At 61.3% G+C, this 10,793-nt stretch carries 9 protein-coding genes and 1 pseudogene; 5 read left to right on the top strand and 5 right to left on the bottom strand.

Features of this window, described 5'->3' with window-relative positions; all coding sequences use genetic code 11:
- From accC to Q0G18_RS00565, 5 genes are all read left to right on the top strand, one after another.
- Nucleotides 1-1,323: acetyl-CoA carboxylase biotin carboxylase subunit (gene accC, locus Q0G18_RS00585; protein ID WP_297148484.1), on the top strand; the 1,323-nt coding region annotated here is incomplete at its 5' end.
- Between the two features lie 110 nt (nt 1,324-1,433).
- On the top strand, nt 1,434-2,276 hold the full coding sequence (locus Q0G18_RS00580; RefSeq protein WP_297148482.1) for a putative hydro-lyase: 843 nt from the start codon (nt 1,434-1,436) through the stop codon (nt 2,274-2,276).
- Between the two features lie 9 nt (nt 2,277-2,285).
- A complete protein-coding gene (locus Q0G18_RS00575) occupies nt 2,286-4,403 on the top strand; it encodes a S8 family serine peptidase (RefSeq protein WP_297148480.1) in 2,118 nt (705 codons plus the stop codon).
- An 83-nt stretch (nt 4,404-4,486) separates the two neighbouring features.
- Nucleotides 4,487-5,251 (top strand): 5-oxoprolinase subunit PxpA, encoded by a 765-nt coding sequence (locus tag Q0G18_RS00570; protein ID WP_297148478.1) that lies wholly within the window; start codon nt 4,487-4,489, stop codon nt 5,249-5,251.
- 171 nt (nt 5,252-5,422) lie between these two features.
- A complete protein-coding gene (locus Q0G18_RS00565) occupies nt 5,423-6,682 on the top strand; it encodes an Nramp family divalent metal transporter (protein ID WP_297148476.1) in 1,260 nt (419 codons plus the stop codon).
- Between the two features lie 180 nt (nt 6,683-6,862).
- On the opposite strand, the gene rarD is transcribed toward Q0G18_RS00565, so the two are convergent.
- From rarD to Q0G18_RS09455, 5 genes and pseudogenes are all read right to left on the bottom strand, one after another.
- Nucleotides 6,863-7,780: an EamA family transporter RarD gene (rarD, locus tag Q0G18_RS00560; protein WP_297148474.1), complete on the bottom strand. Its 918-nt coding sequence runs from the start codon at nt 7,778-7,780 to the stop codon at nt 6,863-6,865.
- Nucleotides 7,781-7,940: 160 nt separating this feature from the next.
- Nucleotides 7,941-8,663 (bottom strand): amino acid ABC transporter ATP-binding protein, encoded by a 723-nt coding sequence (locus Q0G18_RS00555; protein WP_366768812.1) that lies wholly within the window; start codon nt 8,661-8,663, stop codon nt 7,941-7,943.
- Between the two features lie 117 nt (nt 8,664-8,780).
- Nucleotides 8,781-10,247, bottom strand: coding sequence for an amino acid ABC transporter permease (locus Q0G18_RS00550; protein ID WP_297148469.1), 1,467 nt, complete (start codon nt 10,245-10,247; stop codon nt 8,781-8,783).
- A gap of 279 nt (nt 10,248-10,526) precedes the next feature.
- A pseudogene (locus Q0G18_RS09460) lies at nt 10,527-10,664 on the bottom strand (RNA 2'-phosphotransferase); the annotation flags it as partial.
- Complete coding sequence (locus tag Q0G18_RS09455; RefSeq protein WP_366768807.1) at nt 10,622-10,792, bottom strand: RNA 2'-phosphotransferase; 171 nt, start codon at nt 10,790-10,792, stop codon at nt 10,622-10,624. The gene Q0G18_RS09455 and the pseudogene Q0G18_RS09460, both read right to left, overlap by 43 nt.
- Nucleotide 10,793 lies beyond the last annotated feature (1 nt).

Genomic DNA, 10,793 nt, shown 5'->3' with positions numbered 1-10,793 from the left:
CGTGGCGAAATCGCCGTGCGCGTGATCCGCGCCTGCCGCGCCATGGGAATCAAGACCGTCGCCGTGTACTCCACGGCGGACCGGCAATCGCTTCACACGTACCTTGCGGACGAGGCCGTGTGCATCGGGCCTGCTCAAGCGCGCGATTCCTACCTGAACATCCCCGCTATCATCACGGCGGCGAAGGGAACGGGCGCCGACGCAATCCACCCGGGCTACGGCTTTCTCTCCGAGAACTCCACGTTCGCGAAGATGTGCCGCGACAACGACATCGCCTTCATCGGCCCCACACCCGAGGTCATCGACCGCATGGGCAACAAAAGCCAGGCGCGCCGCACCATGATGGACGCGGGCGTGCCCGTGGTTCCCGGCACGAAGAAGGGCATCCATGACGTGGGCGAGGCGCTCGAGCAGGCGCGCAAGATCGGCTGGCCCATCATGATCAAGGCATCGTCGGGCGGCGGCGGCAAGGGCATGCGCGTGTCGGAATCCGAGGAGGACTTCGCCGACATGTTCAACATCGCGCAGCGCGAAAGCGTGAACGCCTTCGCCGACAACACGATGTACCTTGAGCGCGCTGTGCAGAACCCGCGCCACGTGGAAGTGCAGATCATCGCCGACAACCACGGCAACGTGGTGGCGCTCGGCGAGCGCGACTGCTCAGTGCAGCGCAACCACCAGAAGATGATCGAGGAGAGCCCCTCCCCCGCACTCGACGAGGAGCTGCGCGCCCGCATGATGGACGACGCCGTGAAGGCCGCACGCGCCGTGGGCTACACCTCCGCGGGCACGATCGAGTTCCTCCTCGACGACGAGCGCAACTACTACTTCATGGAGATGAACACCCGCATCCAGGTAGAGCACTGCGTGACGGAGATGGTCACGCACACCGACCTCGTAGGCGAGATGATCCGCGTCGCCGCAGGAGAGGTGCTCTCGTTTTCCCAAGACGACATCCAGCTGCACGGGCACGCCATCGAATGCCGCATCAACGCCGAGATGCCTGAGAAGAATTTCATGCCCTCACCTGGCACGATTTCCCAAACCCACCTGCCAGGCGGCAACGGCGTGCGCGTGGACACGGCCGCCTATGACGGCTTCGAAATCACGCCATATTACGACTCGATGATCGCGAAGGTCATCGTGCTCGGCCGCGACCGCACCGAGGCGATCGCCAAGATGCGCACAGCACTTGAGGAGATGGTCGTCGTCGGCGTGCAGACGAACCTCGATTTCCAGTACTCCATCTTGGAGAACGAGACCTTCTGCGCAGGTCAGGCGAACACGAGCTTCATCGAACATTTCCTCGCAGGCGAGGTTTAACCACGGGCTTGGGCCTTCAAGGCTTCATAGCATAGCATTGTTGAGACGTCGGGGTAGTGCGCATCAAAGCGAGGCGCACTACCCTGAACTATGAAGGAAAGGCGGAACTCATGACTATCAAAATGCCGGCACCCGTAAAACCGGAAGGCGTCGACGCCGCGGTTTGGGAAAAGATGCTCTCCGCCACGCCCACCGAGGCGCGCCATCTTATCCGCGAAGGCAGCTTCACGGCGCCCACAAGCGGGCTTTGCCCTGGGTACGCGCAGGCGAACCTTATCGTGCTGCCGAAAGAGCAGGCTTATGACTTCCTGTTGTTCGCCCAGCGCAACCCCAAGCCCTGCCCGCTTTTGGAAGTGACCGAGACCGGCGCGCGCGAGGCCACCATCTGCGCCACCGACTGCGACATCGCCACCGACTTCCCGCGCTACCGCATCTACGAGTACGGCAAGCTGGTCGACGAGGTTACGGACGTGTCGTCGTATTGGCGCGATGACCTGGTGTCGTTCGTCATCGGATGCTCGTTCTCGTTCGAAAGCGAGCTCATCGAGGCAGGCATCGAGATGCGCCACAACACCATGGGCCGCAACGTGTCGATGTACCTGACCAACGTCGCGTGCACGCCCGCAGGGTCCATGTCGGGCAACACCGTCATGTCGATGCGCCCCATCCCCTACAACCAGGTGGTGAAGGCGGTGCAAATCTCGGGCGCCATTCCCAAGGTGCACGGCGCTCCGCTGCACATCGGCGACCCGTCGGTCATCGGCATCGAGGACATCTCAAAGCCCGACTTCGGCGACCCCGTCGACATCCACGAGGGCGAGGTGCCCGTCTTTTGGGCCTGCGGCGTGACGCCTCAGGCCGTGGTCATGAACTCCAAGCCGCCCTTCGCCATCACGCATGCGCCCGGATGCATGCTGATAACCGACACAAAGAACGTCGACCTCAAGGGATAGGAGGCCCCCATGCGCTGTCCACGCCGATTACCTAAAACGATGCTTGCCGCAATCCTCGCGGTGGGAATCGCCTTCCCCGCACCTGCGCTCGCCTTTGCCGACGATGCCGCCAATTCCAACAAATCGGCTGGTGAAAGCGCTGTGGACACAACCGCAATCAGCGAGGGCACAGCACAAGCCAACGACCCCGCGCTCTTCGACGAGCTTGTCGAGGGCGTGGACTATCGAGGCCTTCTCGTGACCCTCGATGAGGACTCGAAGATCAACCTTCTCTCCGCAGATGGCGAGGAAAGCGAGCTCGCACAAGGGCTTGCCGATGCGGGTCTCGCCGTCACCAATCAGATCGAGTCCGCGGACGGATCGACGCTCGCCGTTGCCGATGTGGCAGACGACATGCGCGCGTCGGAGGCCGTTGCCGCCGCCCAGGAAGTCCCCGGCGTCGTCTCCGTGCAGCCGAACTTCGTGTACAGGCTGGTAGATGAGGTGCCCGCCGGCGCGCTGGACGAAAGCGCCGCCACCCTCGCCGACGAGCAGGCCGAAGGCAACGAGGACATCTCGGCACAGGCGCTTGGCATGCCGAACGACGATTACGTATACACCCGCGATCCGAACGAACCCTACAACCAATACTGGCTCTACACCACGCGCATCACAAGGGCGTGGAACCTCGTGCACACGGACAACACCGTCACCGTGGCCACACTCGACACGGGCGTGGATTTCGACCATGCGGATCTGGAAGACAACCTGCTTATGGACTACGCGTGGGATGCGTTCAACGACAAGCCACTAAGCGCGAGCGTGCCCGACGGCGACCGAATCGGGCATGGCACGATGGTTGCGGGAGTCATCTCTGCCAGGGCGAACAACGGGATCGGCTTGGCGGGCGCCTCATTCAACGCGACCATCCTCCCCGTGAAGGTCTTCAACGACACGGGCGCCCCGGAGGCGACCACCGCGTCTGTTCTTTCCGGCTACAAATACGTGGTTGACCTGGCAACATCGAAGACCGTCCCCAACCTGCGCGTGATCAACACGAGCTTCGGCTCCTACAACACCTACCCCTCAAGCGGCTATTGTCTGAAAGATGAGGCTCTTCGCAAAGCCATCGTCTCGGCGAAAAACGCCGGCATCGTCACGGTATGCTCTGGCGGCAACGGTAAAGACGGCGAACCGCGAACCGACAACATCTACCCCGCCGACTTCGACGAATGCGTGGCGGTAACGGCGCTCAATACCGACAACACGAACTGCTACTGGTCCGACTACAACAAGAAGAAAAACATCAGCGCCCCCGGTTTGTTGATCACCACGACCAATACCGCGGGGGGCTACTCCAAGGCCAGCGGCACCTCGATGGCGGCGCCGATCGTCTCGGGCGTTTTCGCGCTCCTGTTCGCCGCCGAGCCCGTCGCCACGGTCGATGACGCTTGCAGGGCGATATACCTCACGGCAACCCCCATCCAGGATCCGGAAAACGACCGCACGAAAACAAGCGGCAGCAAGGGAGTCGTCAACGCCGAGAAGGCCGTCAATCACCTCTGGGGGCTCGGCAGAACCGCATTTCCCGATGTGTCCCCCGGCGACTGGTTCTTCGATGCCGCGTACTTCATGAAGGCACGCGGCGCCATGACCGGTGACGGCGCGACGGGCATGTTCGACCCCTATAAGCCCATGACTCGCGCAATGATTGCCCAGGTAATCTACAAGGACAATGCGCCATACGTTATCTCGCCTAGATGCAACAAGCCCGACGTCGATCAAAACGAGTGGTATGCGAGAGCCATTAACTGGTGCGTCGATCGAGGGATTATGACGGGATACGACGACGTGTCGAACCTCTTCGGAACCAACGACACGATCACCCGCGAGCAGATGTGCAAGGTGGTTTTCGGCCTCAGCTATTCGAATCTAGCGGACGCGAGCCGAGAGAAGTACGACAAGCTCCTGGGAACCGAGCAGACGAGCGACTGGGCAGTACCGTACGTCATCTGGGCCGTTGACAGAGGCGTCATCAACGGCATCGACAACCACGACGGAACGTACTCCCTCGACCCGCAAGGAAAGCTTTCCCGCTGCCAGGCCGCACAGGTTTTCGCAAACGCCATCAACGCTGGAATCATGTAGGATAATCGAGACAAGCAACTGAAACGATGCGGCCCCGCAGGCGCCTTGCCGCGGGGCCGCATCTCTTAAGGGAAAGGAACGGCATGGCGCGCGTGGACTTGAACAGCGATTTGGGAGAAAGCTTCGGTCGGTACACCTTGGGACTCGACGAGCAGGTGATTCCCCTGGTGACAAGCGTGAACGTGGCATGCGGCATGCACGCGGGCGACCCTGTGGTCATGCGTCGCACCGTGAAGCTCGCCGCCGAAGCGGGAATCGCCGTCGGCGCACATCCGGGATACCCCGACCTGCAAGGGTTCGGGCGCCGCAACATGGCGCTTTCCCCCGACGAGGGATACGCCTACGTGTTGTATCAGGTGGGCGCGCTCGCAGCGTTCTGCCGCGCCGAGGGTGTTAAGCTCGCGCACGTGAAGCCCCATGGGCAGCTGTACAACCGCGCGGCCGTCGATGCGTCATTCGCCCAGGCCATCGCGCAGGCAGTGGCCGATTTCAACCCCGACATCACCTTGGTGGCGCTCGCGGGCGGCGAACTCGCACGCGCTGGGAAGGCTGCAGGGCTTCATGTGGCGCAGGAATTCTTCGCCGACCGCAACTACACCGATGAGGGCACGCTCGTCTCGCGCACCCAGGACAACGCCACCATCACCGATGAGGAATTCGCCGTGGCGCGCGTCGTGCGCGTCATTCAAGAGGGCTCCATCGAGAGCGTTACGGGAAAGACGATCGGCATCGCCGCCGACACCATCTGCGTGCACGGCGACAACGCCCACGCGCTCGAATTCGCCCGCGACATCCGCCGGGCACTCACGGAGGCGGGAATCGAGATGCGCCCGGCAAGCGAGCGTTAAGCGCGCCGAAATCGGCATTTTTTCAGCCTTGCACACCTTGTTAACCAAGCTGAAAAACTCACGAGCACTACATTCTGCTAAAGTAATTCGAGTAATCTTCATATCCGCTTGTCAGCGCCCTGGGAAGCAGGTCGCGGCAAACGGACGAGACTCCCATGAAAGGAGTGGAAAATGGCAAGTTCGCTCAAGCAAAAGTTTAAGAACATCGGCCCCGGCGCGCTTGTAGCAGCTGGCTTCGTCGGCCCCGGCACGGTCACCACGTGCACGGTTTCCGGTGCAAGCTATGGCTACACGATGCTGTGGTGCCTCCTGTTCGCCACCGTTGCGACCATCATCTTCCAGGAAATGGCCTCGCGCATCGGCATCGCCACCCAAGAAGGTCTGGGTGAGAACATCCGCGATCGCATTTCGAATCCGGCGCTTAAATGGATTGCAATCGTGATTGTTATCATCGCGATCTTCATTGGCAACACCGCCTACGAAACCGGCAACATCACGGGCGGCATCCTGGGCATCCAGGCGGTCTTCGACGTGCCGATGATCCCCATCGTCATCGTGCTCGGCATCCTCGCCTTCGCCTGCATGTGGGTCGGCTCCTACAAGCTGGTCGAGAAGATTCTCACGGGCATCGTCGTGTTCATGGGCGTCGTGTTCTTCGTGACCGCCCTGTTCTCCCCCGTCGATTGGGGCGCGGTTGCCGCAGGTCTCTTCACGCCGCAGCTGCCCGCCGGCCAGGAAGCTTCCAAGGGCATCCTCACCGCCGTCGGCCTCATCGGCACCACGATCGTGCCGTACAACCTGTTCCTGCATGCCTCCGGCGCTGCCGAGCGCTTCAAGGATCCCGAGCAGATCGCCGACGCGCGCTTTGACACCGTGCTCTCCATCGGCCTTGGCGGCATCATTTCGATGGCCATCCTCATCTGCGCTGCCGCGAACATCTACGGCAACACCGGCATCACCGTTTCCAACGGCAAGGACATGGCCATGGCGCTCGAGCCGCTGCTCGGCTCCTGGGCAACGTTTATGATCGGCGTCGGCCTGCTGGCTGCCGGCTTCTCCTCTGCCATCACGGCCCCGCTTTCCGCTGCTTACGCGGTGAACGGCGTGCTCGGCTGGGGCAAGACGCTCAAGGACATCAAGTTCAAGATCATCTGGATGATCGTGCTCGTGCTCGGCTGCGTCATGGCCGTCACGCTCGGCAAGAGCCCCACGCAGCTCATCCTGGTCGCGCAGGCGGCAAACGCCATCCTGCTCCCGATCATGGCGTTCTTCGTGATGTACGTTGCCAACGGCAAGGCTCTCGGCAAGTGGCGCAACCATGCGTTCGCAAACATCTGCGGCGTGGTGTTCATCGTGATCACGCTGTTCATGTGCTACCGCAACATGTCGAGCTTCATGGCGTCACTTTCCACCTTGCTCGGACTTTCGTAAGGTCGCAAGGCTGCGAGAAGCGCACTCAAAGCGAAACCGCTCTCGGCGCACACCGTCGCACTACAACTGAGGGCTCCCGTTCATAACAACGAACGGGAGCCCTTCTTTTTCGCCCTCTTAACGTACATGCACTTGAACTGCAGCGAACCCCACCAGCAAAGCTCGTGGTCTGCGCGCCTTCTATCGCTGGCGAACCTGCTTGCGTATCGCATCCGCGATAACGAGGACCGCGCCAGTCCAGATGCACGCGAAGCATACCGCATGCGCGCTGGTGAACGGCTCACCGAGCACGAGCACGCCCGAAAGAAGGCTGAGGGTCGGGCTGATGTACTGGATGAACCCGATAAGCGAGAGCGGGGTCTTGTTCGCTGCGGTTGCAAACAGGATGAGCGGAACGGCGGTGATCGGACCGGTAAGCACCAAAAGAATGCGCGTCCGCCATGCCCCAAGCGACATATCCGGTGAGAAAAACACGCTTTGACCAGCAATAGCCACTACAACGAGAGCCACGATCGCGAAAGGCAGCGCAACGATTCCCTCGACCGCGATGGAGGGAACCGCTGGATACCCGCCACGCTTCTTCACCGCTCCGTATATGCCGAACGTGAAGGCGAGGACCAGGGCTATCCAGGGAAAACTGCCGTAGTTTACTGTGAAGTAGATAACGCCCGCTGCCGACAGCACCGTTGCCGCGACCTGCAGCGGAGTCAGCCGCTCGTGGAACACCACGAGCCCCAGGACAATCGACACAAGCGGATTGATGTAATAGCCAAGCGATGCCTCGACCACATTGTTCGTCACCATAGCAACGATGTAGAGGCTCCAGTTCAACATGATGAGAAGCCCCGAGGGAATAAGGAATCGCCGTGCGCGGGCGTCTCGTAAAAGCCCGACGAAATCGACTTTCAGGATGAATTTGCACGCGATGACGGTGAGGACGAGCGACCAGACGATACGCTGCCCAATGATCTCGATGGAACCCACATTGTCGAGCAACGCCCAGAAGAGAGGGCAAAAGCCCCAGAGGAGATAACATCCAACCGCAGCAAGGGCACCACGCCCCGCTTCTGCCCGACTTGTCTCCGCCCCAGATTCCATCTCGCTCTTCCTCTCCGACGCGCTCCCCCCAAAGTCGTTCTTGCCCCCAAGATGTGCAATTTCACCTTGGCACATTCAACTTGGCATACTCACCTTAGCGCACACAAGAAAGCGGCGGCCTGCGCGAACTTTCGTCGCCCAAGCCGCCGCTTTCCAACCTTTAGCGGATATGACCCAGGAAATCCTTCGTACGGTCGCTCTTCGGGTGATCGAACACCTCGTCGGGCGTGCCCTGCTCGACAATAACGCCGCCGTCCATGAAGATGACGCGGTCGGCCACATCGCGGGCGAATCCCATCTCGTGCGTGACCACGATCATCGTCATGCCGCCGCGCGCGAGTTCCTTCATGACGCCTAAGACGTCGCGCACGAGCTCGGGGTCGAGCGCGCTCGTCGCCTCGTCGAACAGCATGACGTGCGGGTCCATCGCAAGCGCACGGGCAATGGCCACGCGCTGCTGCTGACCGCCGGAAAGCTGGCTCGGCTTGTAGTCGACGCGCTCGGCAAGCCCCACCTTCGTGAGCTGCTCAACCGCGATCTTCGCCGCTTCCTCCTTGGAGCGCTTGAGCACCTTCTGCTGCGCGAGCATGACGTTGCCCTTGGCAGTGAGGTGCGGGAACAAGTTGAAGCTCTGAAACACCATGCCGACCTTCGCGCGCACGGCGTTGATGTCGGTGCCCTTGGCGGTGATCTCGGTGTCCTCGAAGAACACCTGGCCACTCGTGGGCTGCTCAAGCAGGTTCACGCAGCGCAGGAGCGTGGATTTGCCGGAACCCGAAGGCCCTAAGATGACCACCACTTCGCCGCGCTTCACTTCCAAGTCGACGCCACGCAGAACCACGAGGTCATCGTAGCTTTTGTGCAGGTCGCAGATGCGGATGATGGGCTTGCCGTCGTCCGCCGCCCGCCCGTTGGCCGCCACGCGCGCCACACCCTCGCCCGCGCCGTCGGCAGTTTCATTCGTCAGGTTCTTCATAGTCTCAGTCATTGCGCACACCCCTTACAGACTCGACATCTGCTCGGGCGTGATGCCCGTTCCCTCGACCGCATCGGGCCGTTTGGCGGCCACAGCGTCGCCCGTCGCCCGCGCCTCGGCGGCAGCAGTGCCCGCGCCCGAGCCGAGCGCGCCCGCGGCATCGCCAGTACCGATCGCATGTTTCTTGCTCTTGCGCTTCTTCTTGCCGCCCTTGCCCGTGTCGTTGCTGGCCAGACGCGACTCAAGGTTGCCTACCACCTTCGCAAGCGGCAACGTGATGATCAGGTAGAAGCACGCGGCCACGACATACGGCGTGATGGAACCCGTCGATGCGACGATCGTCTTCGCGTTCATGACGATCTCCATCGTGCCCACGGCAGCGAGCATGGACGTGTCCTTGTACAGCAGGATGAATTCGCTCGTCATCGTGGGGATCACGCGGCGCACGGTCTGCGGGATGATGACATAGAGCATCGTCTGCGCGCCGTTCATGCCGAGCGAGCGGGCGGCCTCGAACTGCCCCTTGCTAATAGACTGGATACCCGCGCGGAAGATCTCACACAGATACGCGCTCGAGTTCATCGCGAGCACGATCACGCCGAGCGGGAACGTGGGAATCTGGATGCCAGCAAGCGGCAGGCCGAAGAAGGCGATGTAGATCTGCAGGAACAGCGGCGTGCCGCGCACCACGTTCACGTAGGCGGTGGCGATGCCGCGCAGCACGCGCAGCTTCGACATGCGCATGAGCGACAGCAGAAGGCCGAACGGAATAGCAAGCGGGAACGCGCAGGCCACGATACCGATTGCCATCAAAAAGCCCCAAAACACCACCGGCAGGCTCGACACGAACACCGACGGGTTCAAGAACAGCTTCAGGAAAAGCACGCTGTTCCACGACTTCACCCAATCCTGCTGGGCGAGCGAGTCGGAAAGCGACTCGAAGAACGAGTGCGACTTCACCGTGATCGCAGGCAGCGTGTCCATGGCGACCTCGGCGCCGTCCGCGAGCGTGTATGCGCCCGCAATCTGCATGTCGCCGCCCATCTCGGAGAACTTCACCTTGTAGATTTCCACGCGAAAGTACCCGCCCGCCTGTGCCGGCTCGGAGAAGTTCACGGTGAGCTTGCCGTTCTTGTAGTCGGCGTCGACGTCGAGATTCGTGCGCGTCATCAGGTCGTCGCCGGTGAGCATCGTTGCGCGCGTGTCGCCCGGCTCGCAGGTTGTGCCCTCGGGTAAGGTGAAGGTGACGCCCGCGATCTGCTCGTCGGGGTCGGCCTGGCCTTCCCAAGTGATGCGCGTCTCCACGCCGCCGAGCACGTCTGACGAGCCGCTGACGTTGGGTTTCGCCGTGCATTTGGCGGTGTCGAGCGCATACGCGTTCGTCGGGGCGACGGCAACCTGCGCCGCACCGGCGAACACGAGCGCGAACGAGACGAGCAGCGCGCAAAACGCGGCGCGCACGGTATTCGCTTTCAGGTTCTGCATGTGCATGTACGTTCCTCTACGATTAAAAAGCCCTCTCCGCCAACGCGAAGAGAGCCTCATCCAGTTCATAGCCCTAGCGGTTAATTACATAATAAAGGCCATGCAATTCTAGCACGTCCACAACCTGCGTTTTGGTATTTCCGATAACTCCAAAGGCTATTACAAAACCTGTCCCTGAGCCCCTTTAAACGCCCTTGAGCGCTCGCGGCTTGCTCACAGCGGGATTTCTTGCCTGGCAGCTCCTATGCGTCTGACCCGCACGCCCCGTCGCTCGGCTTGACGGTGCTACTCCTGTTGAGTCACCGAAAGATATTCTACGGACGCGCTTTTCGTCAACCAAACGTCATTTTGAGACAAGAAGAAGAGATGCCCCTGTGCGATCATCGCGGCAGAGTCAACGAGGTAGACCATGGGCTTTCCATGCCGCGCCCCAACTCGTCAACATCCGCCCAGCCGTGCTCGTCCAAAGAAATTCTGATTTCCTCGGGCTTGCGCCGAAGAATAAGCGCAAGGAACTTGCTATCGGCAACGTGAATTTCCCTAGGCGCCATA

Source organism: uncultured Ellagibacter sp. (assembly GCF_934636505.1).
Lineage (GTDB): Bacteria > Actinomycetota > Coriobacteriia > Coriobacteriales > Eggerthellaceae > Ellagibacter.
Note: the sequence above shows the minus strand (reverse complement) of the source record. Positions and strands in the feature narration are given on the sequence as shown.

Coding starts and splice junctions, on each gene's coding strand:
- Q0G18_RS00580 (WP_297148482.1), top strand. CDS start 1,434: ATGACTATCAAAATGCCGGCACCCGTAAAACCGGAAGGCGTCGACGCC.
- Q0G18_RS00575 (WP_297148480.1), top strand. CDS start 2,286: ATGCGCTGTCCACGCCGATTACCTAAAACGATGCTTGCCGCAATCCTC.
- Q0G18_RS00570 (WP_297148478.1), top strand. CDS start 4,487: ATGGCGCGCGTGGACTTGAACAGCGATTTGGGAGAAAGCTTCGGTCGG.
- Q0G18_RS00565 (WP_297148476.1), top strand. CDS start 5,423: ATGGCAAGTTCGCTCAAGCAAAAGTTTAAGAACATCGGCCCCGGCGCG.
- rarD (WP_297148474.1), bottom strand. CDS start 7,780: ATGGAATCTGGGGCGGAGACAAGTCGGGCAGAAGCGGGGCGTGGTGCC.
- Q0G18_RS00550 (WP_297148469.1), bottom strand. CDS start 10,247: ATGCACATGCAGAACCTGAAAGCGAATACCGTGCGCGCCGCGTTTTGC.
- Q0G18_RS09455 (WP_366768807.1), bottom strand. CDS start 10,792: ATGGCGCCTAGGGAAATTCACGTTGCCGATAGCAAGTTCCTTGCGCTT.